Origin of the sequence: Geodermatophilus sabuli (genome assembly GCF_900215145.1) — a bacterium.
GTDB classification, from domain to species: domain Bacteria; phylum Actinomycetota; class Actinomycetes; order Mycobacteriales; family Geodermatophilaceae; genus Geodermatophilus; species Geodermatophilus sabuli.
This window is the reverse complement of record NZ_OBDO01000001.1, coordinates 544906-558653: the sequence shown is the minus strand read 5'-3', so window position 1 is coordinate 558653 and position 13748 is coordinate 544906. Positions and strand designations below refer to the sequence as shown.

Annotated in this window: 12 protein-coding genes; 2 read left to right on the top strand and 10 right to left on the bottom strand. The window is 73.6% G+C overall.

All coding sequences use genetic code 11. The features are described 5' to 3' along the window. Window positions 1–4: 4 nt before the first annotated feature. From CRP39_RS02665 to CRP39_RS02645, 5 genes are all read right to left on the bottom strand, one after another. On the bottom strand, window positions 5–361 hold the full coding sequence (locus tag CRP39_RS02665; RefSeq protein ID WP_097204112.1) for a thioredoxin family protein: 357 nt from the start codon (window positions 359–361) through the stop codon (window positions 5–7). A gap of 50 nt (window positions 362–411) precedes the next feature. Then, window positions 412–1338 (bottom strand): oxygenase MpaB family protein, encoded by a 927-nt coding sequence (locus CRP39_RS02660; RefSeq protein ID WP_097205089.1) that lies wholly within the window; start codon window positions 1336–1338, stop codon window positions 412–414. A gap of 378 nt (window positions 1339–1716) precedes the next feature. Then, window positions 1717–2994: a bifunctional 3,4-dihydroxy-2-butanone-4-phosphate synthase/GTP cyclohydrolase II gene (locus tag CRP39_RS02655; protein ID WP_245853518.1), complete on the bottom strand. Its 1278-nt coding sequence runs from the start codon at window positions 2992–2994 to the stop codon at window positions 1717–1719. Then, window positions 2991–4718, bottom strand: a complete 1728-nt coding sequence (locus CRP39_RS02650; RefSeq protein ID WP_097204110.1) for an AMP-binding protein — start codon at window positions 4716–4718, stop codon at window positions 2991–2993. The genes CRP39_RS02655 and CRP39_RS02650 overlap by 4 nt, the downstream gene beginning before the upstream one ends. Before the next feature lie 120 nt (window positions 4719–4838). Beyond that, window positions 4839–6008, bottom strand: a complete 1170-nt coding sequence (locus CRP39_RS02645) for an LLM class flavin-dependent oxidoreductase (protein WP_097204108.1) — start codon at window positions 6006–6008, stop codon at window positions 4839–4841. Window positions 6009–6237: 229 nt separating this feature from the next. Here CRP39_RS02645 and CRP39_RS02640 point away from each other — a divergent pair, with 229 nt between their 5' ends. Together CRP39_RS02640 and CRP39_RS02635 are read left to right on the top strand one after the other, a co-directional pair. After that, window positions 6238–7437 (top strand): serine hydrolase domain-containing protein, encoded by a 1200-nt coding sequence (locus CRP39_RS02640; RefSeq protein ID WP_097204106.1) that lies wholly within the window; start codon window positions 6238–6240, stop codon window positions 7435–7437. Between the two features lie 86 nt (window positions 7438–7523). Next, window positions 7524–8174 (top strand): TetR/AcrR family transcriptional regulator, encoded by a 651-nt coding sequence (locus CRP39_RS02635; RefSeq protein WP_172442262.1) that lies wholly within the window; start codon window positions 7524–7526, stop codon window positions 8172–8174. An 18-nt stretch (window positions 8175–8192) separates the two neighbouring features. Here the strand turns inward: CRP39_RS02635 and CRP39_RS02630 are convergent, their stop codons facing one another. From CRP39_RS02630 to CRP39_RS02610, 5 genes are read right to left on the bottom strand one after another with little or no spacing between them, the layout of a single operon-like run. Further along, window positions 8193–9680 carry a mannitol dehydrogenase family protein gene (locus tag CRP39_RS02630; RefSeq protein WP_097204102.1) on the bottom strand — a complete coding sequence of 496 codons (1488 nt, stop codon included), beginning with the start codon at window positions 9678–9680 and terminating at the stop codon, window positions 8193–8195. A gap of 27 nt (window positions 9681–9707) precedes the next feature. Beyond that, complete coding sequence (locus tag CRP39_RS02625) at window positions 9708–10820, bottom strand: ABC transporter ATP-binding protein (protein WP_097204100.1); 1113 nt, start codon at window positions 10818–10820, stop codon at window positions 9708–9710. Window positions 10821–10851: 31 nt separating this feature from the next. Next, window positions 10852–11865: an NAD(P)-dependent alcohol dehydrogenase gene (locus CRP39_RS02620; protein ID WP_097204098.1), complete on the bottom strand. Its 1014-nt coding sequence runs from the start codon at window positions 11863–11865 to the stop codon at window positions 10852–10854. Beyond that, a complete protein-coding gene (locus CRP39_RS02615; RefSeq protein WP_097204097.1) occupies window positions 11862–12755 on the bottom strand; it encodes a carbohydrate ABC transporter permease in 894 nt (297 codons plus the stop codon). The genes CRP39_RS02620 and CRP39_RS02615 overlap by 4 nt, the downstream gene beginning before the upstream one ends. Then, entirely contained in the window at window positions 12752–13714 is a 963-nt protein-coding gene (locus tag CRP39_RS02610; protein ID WP_101811043.1) for a carbohydrate ABC transporter permease, read from the bottom strand. The genes CRP39_RS02615 and CRP39_RS02610 overlap by 4 nt, the downstream gene beginning before the upstream one ends. Between the last annotated feature and the right edge of the window lie 34 nt (window positions 13715–13748).

Genomic DNA, 13748 nt, shown 5'->3' with positions numbered 1-13748 from the left:
CGGGTCAGCGGTGGGGGAACGTCTCCCGCACCGCCCCCATGTCCAGCTCCCGGACGGTGGCGATCAGCAGCTCCACGGAGTCGGCGGGCAGCGCGCCGGGCTCGGCGAACACGGGCACCCCGTCCCGGAAGACCATCAGCGTCGGGACCGCGCGGACCCCGACGGCCGCCGCGAGCCCCCGCTCGGCCTCGGCGTCGACGGTGGCGAACACCAGGTCCGGGTGCCGCTCGGCGGCCGCCTCGAAGACCGGCGCGAACCCCCGGCTCGGGCCGTACCAGGAGGCCCGGAAGTCGACGAGCACGATGCCGGCGGCCGCCACCGTGTCGGCGAAGTCCCCCGCCGAGAGACGGACGGTGCTCATGCTGCGCTCCCCTCCCACGGGGGTCCGGCACACCTGCCCAGGATGGTGCCTCACGACCGGTGCCGGGCCCACGCCGGCGCGGGCCCGGCACCCAGGCGCCAGCGCGCCGCCTCCTCCGACGGGCTGCGCGGCCCCAGCAGGAGCTGCAGCACCCGCAGCTGCGCCCGCGTCACGGGCAGCCGGACGACCCCGCGACCCCGGCCCGGCACCCCGGCCGCTGCGGCGAGGACCGGGGACACCAGCGAGCCCGCGGCGTCGGCCAGCCCGCGGTAGAACACCTGCTCGGCCGGGCCGAGCCCGGGCGGCGCGGTCAGGAAGGCACGCACGTCACCGGGGACGGGCTCGAGCACCGACCGGTAGCCGGCCAGTGCCTCGCCCAGCTCCGCCGCGCTGGCGGGCAGGTCGTCGGCCCCGAGTGCGCGGGCACTGCGTGCCCACTCCGCCACGTAGCGGTCGGGCCAGCGGCGGCCGAAGCGCGCGGGCGCCGGGCGGCCCACGGCCTGCTGCGCGGCCAGGAAGGCGTCGGTGAACGCGAGGTGCACCCAGCGCAGCAGCTGCGGGTCGCCGGCGGAGTAAGGGCGGCCGGCCGCGTCGGTGCCGCGGACCCGGGTGTGCATGCGCCGCACCCGCGCCGCCTCCCGCCCGGCCAGCTCCGCCGACCCGAACGTCGTCACCACCAGCCAGCGTGCCGTCCCGGCCAGCCGGCCCCAGGGGTCGGCCAGGTAGGTGGAGTGCCGCTGCACCCCGGCCAGCGCCAGCGGGTGCGCGGCCTGGCCGAGCAGCGCGGCGACCCCGCCGACCAGCGTGGAGAGGTCGCCGTGCACCCACCACACGACACCGTCCGGCTCGAACCAGCCCGGCCCGCTGCCCACCGTCCCGATCTCCCGCACCCAGTCCGGCGCGCCCTCCGGGTCGCCGGACACGCGGGCACGGAACCGGGACCGCACGGCCTCCGGCAGGGCGGTCACGGCGGGCACGCCCCCACGGTCCCAGCCCGGCCGCGGCCCCGCTGCGCGGAGCGGCCGCGTCAGGCTCCGGCACCGCCGGGGGGCGGGCCGGCCGGGCCACCGCCGGAGCCACCGGGCGGCTGCCCATCGGGGCCGCCGCCGGTCGGTGTCGTGGCGGTGTCGACGCCGGCGGGTAAGCAGGGTGCCGACGTCGAAGCCGAGCCCCTGGTCGACGACCTCCTCACCGGGTCGCGGCAGGAGGCGCCCCTGGTACCTCGTCGCGTGGTCGTCCTGCTGGTGCTGCACTATCCGTCCTCCGTCGCCCGGTCGGCTGTCGGGAGGACGCTGGGGACGTCGTCGGGGTGCGGACTGGGCGTGGGCTGGGACCGGCCTGTGCGCGCCGGCGGCTCAGCCCGCCGGCCCGGCTCCCGCCGCGGCCGGCAGGTCGTGCCCCATCCGCTCCCGCTTGGTACGCAGGTAGCGGACGTTGTGCGGGGTCTCGACCACCGGCAGCACCACCCGGCCGACGAGGGTGAGTCCGTGGCCGGCCAGCCCGCCGTACTTCGCCGGGTTGTTGGTGATCAGTCGGATGCGGTGGGCGCCGAGGTCGGCGAGCACCTGGGCGCCGACGCCGTAGTCGCGGGCGTCGGCGGGCAGGCCCTGGGCGGTGTTCGCGTCGACGGTGTCCAGCCCCTGGTCCTGCAGCGCGTAGGCCCGGATCTTGTGGGCGAGCCCGATCCCCCGGCCCTCCTGGCCGCGCAGGTAGACGACGGCGCCGCAGCCCTCCTCGGAGATCGCGGCGAGGGCCTGCTCCAGCTGGCCGCCGCAGTCACACCGCAGCGAGCCGAGGATGTCGCCGGTCAGGCACTCGGAGTGCACCCGTACCAGCACCCCCCGCTCGGTCTGCCCGGCCGCGGCGACGTCGCCCATCACGAGGGCCAGGTGCTCGGTGCCGTCGAGGCGGTTGCGGTAGGCCAGGGCCCGGAAGGTGCCGAACTCGCTGGGCAGCTGGGCCGCCGCCACCAGCTCGACCAGCTCCTCGGTCTGGCTGCGGTACCGGACGAGGTCCGCGATGGCCAGGACCGGCAGGGAGTGCTCGGCGGCGAAGGCGACGAGGGAGGCGCCCCGGCGCATCGACCCGTCGCTGTCGACGATCTCGCCGATCACCCCGACGCCGGAGAAGCCGGCCATGGTCGTGAGGTCGACGGCGGCCTCGGTGTGCCCCGCGCGGGTCAGCACACCCCCGGCGCGGGCCCGCAGGGGGAAGACGTGCCCGGGGCGGCGCAGGTCCTCGGCGGACAGCGCCGGGTCGGTGAGGGCGCGGACGGTCGCCGCGCGGTCGGCGGCCGAGACGCCGGTGCCGGTCGTGACGGAGTCCACCGACACCGTGAAGGCCGTGCCGCGGTCGTCGGTGTTGTCGGCGACCATCTGCGGCAGGCGCAGCCGCCCGGCCCGCTCGGCGGTCATCGGCGCGCAGATGATGCCGGTGGTGTGCCGGACCAGGAAGGCCATGTGCTCCTCGGTGACCGCCTCGGCGGCCATCACCAGGTCGCCCTCGTCCTCCCGGTCGGGGTCGTCGACGACGACGACCATCCCCCCGGCAGCCAGGGCCGCGACCGCCTGCTGCACGGCCTGCGCCGGTGTCCGGCGGGCTCCGCCGGAGGTCGGCCCCGAGGGGGCGCTCACGACGGGGCCCCCGTCGGGACCGCGGACGGGGTCCGGTCGCGCAGGTCGTCGTCACGCCACTCGGTGGCCGGCGGGGCGGCGCCCTCGGAGCGCTGGGCCTCCAGCGTGCGCAGGTCGACCCGGCGGATCTTCCCGGAGATCGTCTTGGGCAGCTCGGCGAACTCGATCCGGCGGACCCGCTGGAACGGGGCCAGCCGCTCGCGGGCGTGCGCGAGGATCGACCGCGCGGTCTCCTCGTCCGGCGACCAGCCCTCGGCCAGCACCACGAACGCCTTCGGCACCGCCAGCCGCACCGGGTCGGGTGCCGGCACCACGGCCGCCTCGGCGACCGCCGGGTGCTCGATGAGGACGCTCTCCAGCTCGAACGGGCTGATCTTGTAGTCGCTGCTCTTGAAGACGTCGTCCATGCGGCCGATGTAGGTGATGTGCCCCGCGGAGTCCCGCCGGGCGACGTCCCCGGTGTGGTAGTAGCCGCCGGCCATCGCCTCCGCGTGGCGCTGCGCGTCGTCGGTGTAGCCGGTCATCAGCCCGACCGGTCGCGCCGAGAGGTCCAGGCAGATCTCCCCCTCGTCGGCCGGCTCGCCGGTGAGGGGGTCGACGAGCACCGCGGGGACGCCGGGCAGCGGCCGGCCCATCGAGCCGGGGACGACGTCCTGCCCGGGGGTGTTGGCGATCTGGACCGAGGTCTCGGTCTGCCCGAAGCCGTCGCGGATGGTGAGGCCCCACTGCTCGCGGACCTGCTCGATCACCTCGGGGTTGAGCGGCTCGCCGGCGGCCACCACCTCCCGCAGGTCGCCCGGCCCGCCGGACAGGTCGGCCTGGATGAGCATCCGCCAGACCGTCGGCGGAGCGCAGAAGGAGGTGACCCCGCAGCGCCGGATGTGGCCCAGCAGTGCCGCGGCGTCGAAGCGGCGGTAGTTGTGGACGAAGACCGTGGCCTCGGCGATCCACGGGGCGAACACGTTGCTCCACGCGTGCTTGGCCCAGCCGGGCGAGCTGATGTTGAGGTGCACGTCGCCGGGCTGCAGCCCGATCCAGTACATCGTCGACAGGTGCCCCACCGGGTAGCTGACCTGGCTGTGCTCGACGAGCTTGGGCCGGCTGGTGGTGCCGGAGGTGAAGTACACGAGCAGCGGGTCCTCAGGAAGGGTGACCGCCGTCCGCACGGTGCCCGGCATGGACGCGACGTCGGTGTAGGGGCGCCAGCCGTCCACCGGCCCGCCGACGACGAGCTTCCCCAGCTCGGCGGTCAGCGGCGTGAACTTGGCGGTGTCGGCCGCGTTGGCGATCACGTAGCGGGCCCGCCCGCGCTCGATGCGGTCGGCCAGGTCCGCCGTCTGCAGGGCCGTGGTGGTCGGCATGATCACCGCGCCGAGCTTGGCGATGGCCAGCACGGCGTCCCACAGCTCCACCTGGTTGCCGAGCATGAGCAGCACGCGGTCCCCGCGGCCGACACCGTCGGCGGCGAGGAGGTCGGCCAGCCGGTCGGAGCGGGCCGCCATCTCGTCGAAGCTGTAGACGGCCTCGCTGCCGTCCTCCTCGACGATCCACAGCGCCGGCGCCGGGTTGCCGCGGGCACGGGCGTCGAACCAGTCGATCGCCCAGGTGAAGGGTCCGGGGAAGGCGGGCCACTCGAACTCCGCCACCGCGCGGGCGTGGTCGGTGCGGTGGCGGAGCAGGAGGTCCCGCGCACGCAGGTAGGTCTCGGTCGCAGTGGTGGGCATGACGCTCTCCTCGGGGCGCTCGGCGGGTTCGGACCGGAGGGCAGGGGCAGGCCGGCGGGCGGCGGGCGGCGGGGGTGCCGGCGCAGCAGGCCGGCACCCCCGCCCCCGCGGGAGCGGCCGTCAGACGGCGGCGGGCTCCGCCTCGTAGGCGATCGGCTCCATCGTCGGAAACTCGTGCACCGCCGGGAGCACCTCGCGGGCGAAGAGTGCGGTGCTCTTCTCGGCGACGTCCTGCGGCATGTTGCCGAAGCGCATGACGAGCATGAACTCCTCGGGGTGGAACTCGTCGGCGATCGCCCGCAGCTTCGTGATGCACTGCTCCGGCGTGCCCCAGACGTGGTTGTCCAGGTAGGTCTGCGCCATGCCGGCCGCGGCGACCTCCTTCGACGGGACGGCGTTGGCCATCTGCGCGTAGTGCTCGTAGCCCTTGGTCGTCGCGAAGTGGTTGCTGAACAGCTCGTAGTTGCGGACGGCGCTGTCGGCGTACTGGGGCACGTACTGGCGGGCACCGGCCTCCGCCTCGGCTTCGGTCTCGGCGCAGAAGACGTTCATGTGGATGCGCGGGCGCACCGGCGGCAGGCCCACCTCGGCGCGGGCGCGGCTGAACTCGGTGAGGTCGGTGTGGTAGTCCGCCCACGGCTTCTGCGGGATGATCAGCGGCTTGAGGCCGAAGCGGGCGCCGATCGGCGCCGACGCCGGCGACCCCCAGGAGAAGTGCATCGCGTCCAGCAGCTGCTGCGGGTCGCGCGGGCGGGGCCGCATCGACACGTCCTCGAACTGGTAGTGCTCGCCCTTGAAGCTGAACCGCTCCTCGGTCAGCGCCTTCTGGATGACCTGGATGCTCTCGGCGAAGCGCTCCTTGGACTCGTTCATGTCGAAGCCGAGCTGGCGGAACTCACGCCGGCCGGCGCCCCGCCCGACCCCGATGTACGGCGTCCGGCCGCGCAGGACGTACTGCAGCATCGTCATGTCCTCGGCCACCCGCAGCGGGTGGTGCCAGGGCAGGACCACGATCATCGTGCCGACGTCGATCTTGCTGGTGGCACCCGCGAAGTAGCTCAGCAGCTGGATCGGGTTGGTGATCATCGTGTACGGGCTGACGTGGTGCTCGACGGTCCACAGCGAGTCGAAGCCGAGGTCCTCCAGCTTCAGCGCCGACTCGATCTCCTGGTCGAAGCGCTTGATGTCCTCCTGCGGGTCCAGCGGGGTCGTCGACTCCCCGTTCTCGACCGCCTCGAAGCGGTCCCAGTCCTGGTAGCCCTGGATGAAGAGCGTGATGCCACAGCGCATGTCCGTGCCTCCTGGCGATCGGTGCGGAGTGAGTGACCACTGCCGACGCGGCAGTGAGGTGGGCCACAGTGGCAGGGTGACCTGGCTCACGTCAACTGACTCGACAGCGGTCCAGTGACTCGTTGACCGCCCACGCCCGGAACCCCTACCGTGACCCGCCTCACACCCGTCAGGTGGGTCGGCCGGGGTCCGGCGGACGTCGCCTCAGCACGCACCAGAGGAGAGCTCCATGACCGCAGAGGTGTCGGTGAACGGGCACGTCGCCCCCGGCTTCGAGGGCGTCCGGCAGGCGTTCGAGGACAACTTCCGGGTGCGCGGGGACGTCGGCGCCTCGGTGGCGGTCTACGTCGACGGAGCCCCCGTGGTGGACCTGTGGGGTGGGGTCGCCGACCCCACCACCGGCCGGGCCTGGGGGCCGGACACCACCACGCTCGTCTACTCGGCCACCAAGGGCGCGACGGCGATCCTGGTGCACGCGCTGGCCGAGGCCGGCGCGCTGGACCTCGACGCCCCGGTGGCCACGTACTGGCCGGAGTTCGCCGAGGGCGGCAAGGCGGCGGTGACGGTGCGCATGCTGCTCAGCCACCAGGCGGGCCTGCCGGTCCCGACCGCGGAGCTCACCCGGGAGGACCTCTTCGCCGGCTCTCCCGTCGCCGCGGCCCTGGCCGCGCAGGAGCCGCTGTGGGAGCCGGGCACCGCGCACGGCTACCACGCACTGACCTACGGCTGGCTGCTCGGCGAGCTGGTCCGGCGCGTCACCGGCCGGTCCCTGGGCGCGGAGTTCGCCGAGCGGGTCGCCGCGCCGCTGAAGCTGGACCTGTGGATCGGCGTCCCCCAGGACGCCGACGTCGACTACGCCCCCCTGCTCGACGGCGTCCCCGACCCCGCGGCCCTCGACGCGATCGAGGACCCCACGGTCAAGGCGGCGATCATGCAGATCGTCGGGGCGATGATGGACCCGACCTCGCTGTTCGCCCGCGTCCTGTCGACCAACGGCGCGCTGCCCACCCCGCACGCCGAGACCTGGAACGACCCCCGCGCGCGGCACATGGAACAGCCCGCGGCCAACGGCGTCACCAACGCCCGCTCGCTGGCCCGCATGTACGCGGCCACCGTCAACGACGTCGACGGCGTCCGGCTGCTGTCCGAGGCCACCGTCGAGGCCGCCCGCGCCGAACAGGTCTTCGGGCCCGACCGGGTCTTGATGAGCCCCAGCCGGTTCGGCAGCGGCTTCATGCTCGACCACGCCGGGATGCCGCTGCTGAGCCCGGCCTCGTTCGGCCACCAGGGCGCCGGCGGGGCGCTCGGCTTCGCCGACGTCGAGCACCGGGTGGGCTTCGGCTACGCGCAGAACCAGCTCGGCGCCTCGCTGGTGGGTGAGCCGCGCACCGCCGCCCTCATCGACGCGCTCCGGGCCAGCCTGGGGTGAGCTCCGCTCCGGGGTCCCGAGGCCACTCCACCCCGGGACCCCCGGCGGCGGAGCGGACGGCGCCGTTCCGTCCCTACACTCAGCCGGTGTCCGAGGGAGCCGCCGCAGCACGGGGGCGGGCGTCGCGTCCCAGCATCCGCGAGGCACAGAAGGCCTCGACCTTCGAGGTGCTGCTCCAGGCGGCCGCGGAGCTGTTCGTCGAGCGCGGGTACGCCGCCACCACGATCGAGCAGATCGCCTCCCGGGCCGGCGCCAGCCGCGCCACCTTCTACCTGCACTTCGACGGCAAGTGGCAGGCGGCCGCGGCGCTGGCCGAGCGCCGGCTGATGCCGGAGACGATCGAGTACTACCAGCGCCTCGACGCCCTCGGCGTCCCCACCCGCGAGCAGCTGCGCGCCTGGCTCGACGACGCCCTGGGCTTCTACGAGCGGCACCGCGACGACGTCGTCGTCAACCGCCAGGCCGTCGGGCTCGAGCCGGAGCTCGCCGCGCTCACCCCGCAGTTCCTGGGCCGGTGCGCGGACGCGATGTCCGGCTACCTGGCGCGGTGGGGCGAGGACCACCGCGAGGAGGCCCGGCTGCGGCTGAGCCTGCTGATCATCCAGCTGACCGACTTCGTCACCGACTGGGTGATCGGGTACTGGCAGACCGACCGGCAGGTCGTGCTCGACGTCCTGCTCGACCTGTGGACCGCCGGCCTGGGCCTGCACCGGGAGCCGGGGACCCCCGGCGCCTGATCCGGCGTCGCCGGCGGCTCAGGCGCCGGCGAGCTGGGCCACCAGCGTGTCCAGGGTGGCCCGGGCCCCCCGCTCGTGCAGCGACGTCAGCGCTTCGAGGTACGGGGTGGTGAACCGCTCGTCGTCCACCAGGTCCCCGAACAGCTCGCGGTCGGCGATGAAGGCCAGGGGGTCCTGCCGCTGGCGGCGGGCGGAGGCGGCGAGGGTGTCCCGCCGGCGGTCGGCGACCTCGATCGGCTGCCCGTCCTCGTCCACGCCCTCGGAGTACCGCGCCCAGCCGGCGACCACCGCGGCCGACCGGCGCACCTCCCCGCCGGCGGCGAGGTTGTCCCGGACCACGGGCAGCAGCCACTTGGGCAGCCGCTCGGAGCCGTCGAAGGCCAGCCGCGCCAGGGTGTCGCGGATGTGCGGGTTGGAGAAGCGGTCGATCAGGCTCCTGCGGTACTCGTCGAGGTCGATCCCGGGGACCGGCCGGAGGGTCGGTGTCGCCTCCTCCTCCATGTAGCCGAGCAGGAACCGACGGAACAGCGGGTCCTGCGCCGCGTCGTGGACCAGCCGGTAGCCGGCCAGGCGGCCGAGGTAGGCCAGCCCCTGGTGGCCGGCGTTGAGCAGCCGCAGCTTCATCCGCTCGTAGGGGTCGACGTCCTCGACGACCTGGACCCCGGCGTCCTCCAGGGGCGGGCGGCCGAGGCCGAACCGGTCCTCGACGACCCACTGGGTGAACGGCTCGCAGACCACCGGCCAGGCGTCCTCGACGCCGAAGCGGCGGGCGGTCTCGGCACGGTCGTCGTCGGTGGTCGCCGGGGTGATCCGGTCGACCATCGAGTTCGGGAACGGCACCTCGCGGTCCACCCACGCGCCCAGGTCCGGGTCCCGCAGGGCGGCGAAGGCGGCGAAGCTGTGGCGGGCGACGTCGCCGTTGTGCTGGATGTTGTCGCAGGACACCACGGTGAACGGGGGCAGCCCGCGCTCGCGCCGGCGGACCAGCGCCTCGACCACCAGCCCGAAGGACGTCGCGGGCGCCGCACCCAGCTGCAGGTCGTGCACGACGCCGGGGTCGCCCGCGTCGAACTCCCCCGTCACCGGGTCGGTGTTGTAACCGCCCTCGGTGACCGTCAGGGACACGATCCGCGTGGTCTCGGCCGCCATCTTCTCGACCACCGCGTCGGGGTCGTCCGGCGCCAGCAGGTACTCGACGACCGACCCCACCACCCGGGCGTCGAGGCTGCCGTCGGCGTGCTTGACGACCAGCGTGTACAGCCCGTCCTGGGCCGCCATCACCTCGGCCATGCGGCGGTCCGACGGCAGGACGCCGACACCGCAGATGGCCCACTCCTCCGCCCCGCCCCGTTCCAGGAGGCGGTCGAGGTACATGGCCTGGTGCGACCGGTGGAACGCGCCGACGCCCAGGTGCACGATGCCGGTCCGCAGCCGGGACCGGTCGTAGGTCGGCACGGAGACCGTGCCCGCGAGCGACGGCAGTGACGTGGCGTTGAGCGGCGGCATGGGGATCCCTCCGGGAGCCGGACGCGGTCAGGTGGGCAGCCGCAGGCCGGTCGACGGCGAGAACAGGTGCTCCTTGCCCGGCTGGATGCGCAGGTGCACCTGTTCCCCCTTCGCCGGGGGATGGGCGGGGTCGACCCGCGCCACGATGTTGTCGCCGAGGGGGCCCGAGGGCTCACGCAGCTCCGGCAGCGTCCCGTGCAGGAACGCGTCGGAGCCGAGTTCCTCGACCACCCCGACGTCCACGGGGAAGGCGCCGGCGTCCTGCGCCGTCACGACGTCGAGGGCCTCGGGCCGGAAGCCGACCACGACGTGGTCGGCCCCCTCCGCCGAGAGCGCGCTCAGCGCCGTGGTGGTCAGCGGCAGGCGCGCCCGCCCGAGCACCGCGTGCCCGTCCTCGATGCGGAACTCGGCGATGTTCATGCCCGGGGAGCCGATGAAGCCGGCGACGAAGACGTTGGCCGGCTCCTGGTAGAGCCGCAGCGGGGTGTCGCACTGCTCGAGGATCCCGGCACGCAGCACCGCGACCCGGTCCCCCATCGTCATGGCCTCGACCTGGTCGTGGGTGACGTAGACCGTCGTCGTCCCCAGCCGGCGCTGCAGCGCCGCGATCTGGGTGCGGGTCTGCACGCGCAGCTTGGCGTCGAGGTTCGACAGCGGCTCGTCCATGCAGAACACCTGCGGGGAGCGCACGATGGCCCGGCCCATGGCCACGCGCTGGCGCTGGCCGCCGGAGAGGGCCTTGGGCTTGCGGTCCAGGAAGTCGCCGAGGTCCAGGATCTTCGCCGCCTCGCGGACCCGCTGGGCGATCTCGTCCTTGCCGACGCCGGCGATCTTCAGGGCGAAGCCCATGTTGTCCCCGACCGTCATGTGCGGGTAGAGCGCGTAGCTCTGGAACACCATGGCGATGTCGCGGTCCTTGGACTTCAGGTTGGTGACGTCCCGGTCCCCGATGCGGATGCTCCCCCGGTCGACGTCCTCCAGCCCGGCGAGCATCCGCAGGCTGGTGGACTTGCCGCAGCCGGACGGGCCGACCAGGACGAGGAACTCGCCGTCGGCGATCTGCAGGTCGAGGGAGTCGACCGCGGGCTTCTCGGAGCCGGGGTAGATGCGGCTCGCCTTGTCGTACGTGACGGAGGCCATGGGTCCTCTCCTCGCGGGGTTCAGTGGGACGTCAGGACTGGGGGTGGACGACGACCTTCACCGACTGCGGGTCGCGTCGGCCGGCCGTCAGCGCCTCCTCCGCCCGGTCCAGGCCGTAGGTGCCGGTGACGAGGCGGTCCAGGTCGATGCGTCCGGCCGCGACCAGGGCGATCGCCGTCGGCCAGGTGCCGGCGTACCGGAAGGTGCCGGTCACCTGGAGCTCACGTTCCTGGACCACCGACAACGGCAGCGGCAGCTCGTCGCCACCCATGCCGACGAGCACGGCCCGCCCGGCCCGGTCGAGGGCCCGGATGCCCTCTCCGGTCGCCGCGGGGTGGCCCGAGCACTCCAGCAGGACCTCCGGTGGCCGGGGCAGGTCGGTGACCCGTGCCGTGCGCGCGTCGACGACGTCGGTGGCCCCGAGGTCCCGCGCCAGGGCCAGGCGCTCCGGGTTGACGTCGGACACCACCACCTCGGTCGCGCCGAAGGCCCGGGCGGCCTGCACGCTGACCAGCCCGATCGGTCCGGCGCCGGTGACCAGGACCCGGGAGCCGGCGCTGACCCCGCCCTTGCGGCACGCCCAGATGCCGACCGACAGGGGTTCGAGGAGGGCGGCGGCGTCGTCGCTGATCGACTCGGGCACCGGGTGGGCGAAGGCGGAGTGGACCACGACGTACTCGGCGAAGGCGCCGTCGATGGGCGGGGTCGCGAAGAACTGCATGTCGGGGCAGAGGTTGTACCGGCCGGCCAGGCACTGCTCGCAGGTCAGGTCCGGGACGCCGGGCTCGATCGACACCCGCTGACCGACCTGGACCGAGGTCACCCCCGGGCCGAGGGCGGTCACCTCCCCCGCCGCCTCGTGGCCGAGCACCAGCGGCGACTCGACGACGAACCGGCCGATGCGTCCGTGGTCGTAGTAGTGCGTGTCCGACCCGCAGACGCCGACCGACGCGACCCGGACGACGACCTGCCCCGGGCCCGGCTCCGGGGCGGGGCGCTCCTCGACGACGACGTCGCCCGGCCCGCGGAGGACCGCAGCCCTCACTTGACCGCGCCCAGCGACAGGCCCTGGACCAGCTTGTCCTGGGCGGCGAAGCCGGCCACGAGGACCGGGAGGGACACCACGAAGGCCGCCGCACACATCTGGGCGAGGAACAGCCCCTGGCTGGTCACGAAACCGGTCAGGTACACCGGCGAGGTGAGGGCCCTGGTCCCGGTGAGGGTCCGGGCCAGCAGCAGCTCGTTCCAGCTGAAGATGAAGCAGATCAGCGAGGTGGCCGCGATCCCGGGGAGGACGATGGGCGCCACGACCTGGCGCAGCGTCCGGAGCAGCCCCGCGCCGTCCATCGCGGCCGCCTCGAGGATCTCGACGGGGACCTCGGCGAGGAACGACCGCATCATCCAGACCGCGATCGGCAGGTTCATCGAGGTGTAGAGCACGATGAGCAGCCAGATGTTGTCGAGCAGCCCGCTCCACTGGGCGAACAGGTAGATCGGCAGGATGCCGGCCACCACGGGCAGCATGCGGGTGGACAGGAAGAAGAACATCACGTCGGTCCACTTGCGCACCGGCCGGATGGACAGCGCGTACGCCGCCGGGATCGCCAGTACGAGCACGAGGAGCGTGGACACCAGGCTGGCGGTGAGCGAGTTGAGCAGGGACGGCCAGGGGTTGGTCCCGGTGCCGACGCCGAAGAAGGTCCGGTAGCCCTCCAGGGTCAGCGGCGCGAGCAGCGACGGCGGGTTGGTGGCCGCGGCCTCCTCGCTGTGGAACGACGTGAGCACCATCCACACCACGGGGAGCACGAACAGGATCCCGATGACCCAGGCGACCAGGCCGAGGACCAGCCCACCACGTGGCTTGCGCGGACGGCGGGGCGCTCCCTCGGGCGTGCGGGTGGCGGGGACCGGGGCGACGTCGGTGACCGAGCTCATCGCGCGTTCTCCTCCTCGAACAGCGTCGACACCGTCCGCAGGGCCAGGGTGGCGATCAGGATCGTGCCGATCACGGTGATGACCCCGGCCGCCGACGCCAGGCCGTAGTCGTGGGCCGTGTAGAAGGTCTGGTAGATGGTGTACGGCAGGTTGGCGGTGCCCAGGCCGCCCGAGGTGATGACGAAGACCGCGTCGAAGGTCTGCACGATGTAGATCGCCCCGAGCAGCGCGCCCAGCTCCAGGTAACGCCGCAGGTGCGGGAAGGTCATGTAGCGGAAGATCTGCCAGGCGCTGGCCCCGTCGATCCGCGCCGCCTCGATCACGTCCAGCGGCCGGCTCTGCAGGCCCGCCAGCAGGATCAGCATCATGAACGGCGTCCACTGCCAGATGAGGGCGATCTCGATCGACGCCAGCGGCGCCATCGTGATCCAGTCCGGCTGCGGCGGGTCGTCGGAGCCGAAGAGTCCCCAGATCCAGGTCAGCCCACCGTTGAGCAGGCCGTACTCCGGGTTGAACAGCGCGTGCTTCCACAGCAGCGCGGCGGCGACCGGGACGACGAGGAACGGCGTGATCATCATCGTCCGGACCGCGCCACGTCCGAGGAACTTGCGGTCCAGCAGCAGCGCGATGAGCATGCCGAGCACCAGGCTCACCAGGACGACCACCACGGTGAGCTCGATGGTGACGATGATCGCGTCCCGCGTGGCGACGTCGGTCAGCACGTTCACGTAGTTGTCGAAGCCCGCGAAGCCGCGCTCGTCCGGGTAGTAGGCGTTCCAGTTCATGAACGAGATGACCAGCGTGATCACGAAGGGCAGCTGGGTCACGACGATCATGAAGACCAGCGCCGGGAGCAGCGGCGCCCGCCGTGCCCAGTCGGCCGACCGCCGGAGGGCCCCTCCGGCTGGGGGGCCGGGCGGCTGGACGTCCTCGCGGCTGCGTTCCAGGGTGGTGCTCATGGCCGCTCCTCCGGGTCGGGGGGATGTCCAGGCA

Bases quoted from the DNA above. Each gene is read 5' to 3' on its own strand.
- CRP39_RS02665 (WP_097204112.1), bottom strand. From the start codon at position 361: ATGAGCACCGTCCGTCTCTCGGCGGGGGACTTCGCCGACACGGTGGCG.
- CRP39_RS02645 (WP_097204108.1), bottom strand. From the start codon at position 6,008: ATGCGCTGTGGCATCACGCTCTTCATCCAGGGCTACCAGGACTGGGAC.
- CRP39_RS02650 (WP_097204110.1), bottom strand. From the start codon at position 4,718: ATGCCCACCACTGCGACCGAGACCTACCTGCGTGCGCGGGACCTCCTG.
- CRP39_RS02625 (WP_097204100.1), bottom strand. From the start codon at position 10,820: ATGGCCTCCGTCACGTACGACAAGGCGAGCCGCATCTACCCCGGCTCC.
- CRP39_RS02630 (WP_097204102.1), bottom strand. From the start codon at position 9,680: ATGCCGCCGCTCAACGCCACGTCACTGCCGTCGCTCGCGGGCACGGTC.
- CRP39_RS02640 (WP_097204106.1), top strand. From the start codon at position 6,238: ATGACCGCAGAGGTGTCGGTGAACGGGCACGTCGCCCCCGGCTTCGAG.
- CRP39_RS02615 (WP_097204097.1), bottom strand. From the start codon at position 12,755: ATGAGCTCGGTCACCGACGTCGCCCCGGTCCCCGCCACCCGCACGCCC.
- CRP39_RS02610 (WP_101811043.1), bottom strand. From the start codon at position 13,714: ATGAGCACCACCCTGGAACGCAGCCGCGAGGACGTCCAGCCGCCCGGC.